This is a genomic window from Acidicapsa acidisoli (genome assembly GCF_025685625.1).
GTDB classification, from domain to species: domain Bacteria; phylum Acidobacteriota; class Terriglobia; order Terriglobales; family Acidobacteriaceae; genus Acidicapsa; species Acidicapsa acidisoli.
The window spans coordinates 1-939 of the sequence record NZ_JAGSYI010000014.1; the positions used below are offsets into that span (position 1 = coordinate 1).

Here is a 939-nt window from a genome sequence, read left to right on the forward strand (position 1 = left end):
TTCGGCGCGCAAGGAATAATCCATGCCTTTCCGGCCACTTCATTAGCGAGTGGCAAATTCGCGAGGATTCAGGCCGCTCGATATTGTGACTTGGAAGGACATCTCAATGAAGCATTTGTTATTGCGTCTCACATTCCTCTCTTTACTGGTTGTGCCGGCATGCCCGCATGCAGCCTGGGCACAGGCGAAAGCGGCCCCTCCACTTTCCGGTGTTAAGGGAAAACTCCAATCATTTACAGGCAGTTCGCTCGAGATCCTGACCAAGTCAGGCGTAGTCCATGTCAACATCAAGCAGCCTCTCACAACCTATAAGCAGATACCGTCGGATTTGAGTCACGTCACTTCGACATCGTTTGTCGGGGTCGCATCGGTCAAGCAGCCGGATGGAACGGAGCTGGCAACGCAGATCAAGATATTTCCCGCGGAACTGCGTGGCGCTGGAGAAGGCAGTGCCATGATGGATGCGGCTCCGGGAGCAATGACTCACAGCAGAATGACCAATGGTTCAGTCTCTCGACCTGCCATGTCGCACTCACGTATGACGAACGGCACGGTACAGAAAGGCAATGGCACGACCCTGGTAGTTCAATATCAGAACGGCGCGCAGACGGTCTCTGTGCCTCCAAACGTTCCAGTTACGGAAGTCGCGCGGGAAAAGGTGACGCTAGCTGCCGGCGATACCGTCTATGCAGCCACTGAGAAGCTGCCGAATGGAACGCTTACAACGAACAAAGTGTTTGTAATCGCGGCGGCAATGCCGCAAAACGCAATGCGGTAAGGGGTTACCACCGATGAGCCTTTCAACACTTACTGAGAATCAACTGGCCGCCACTAGCACATTGCCGGAAAAGCGAGGCGTGCTCGTGGCTAGGAAGCATCATCTCCTGGTGCGATGGAGTCATTGGCTCAATGTGCCGCTCCTTCTCGGCCTCATCCTGA

The 939-nt window shown here is 54.5% G+C and carries 1 protein-coding gene; it reads left to right on the top strand.

Going from position 1 to position 939, the window contains the following annotated elements; all coding sequences use genetic code 11:
• Positions 1–106 precede the first annotated feature (106 nt).
• Positions 107–778, top strand: a complete 672-nt coding sequence (locus OHL23_RS28545) for a hypothetical protein (RefSeq protein ID WP_263355501.1) — start codon at positions 107–109, stop codon at positions 776–778.
• Positions 779–939: the final 161 nt, after the last annotated feature.

What these genes read in the sequence shown, in the direction of transcription:
- OHL23_RS28545 (WP_263355501.1), top strand. Translation starts at nt 107, where the DNA reads ATGAAGCATTTGTTATTGCGTCTCACATTCCTCTCTTTACTGGTTGTG.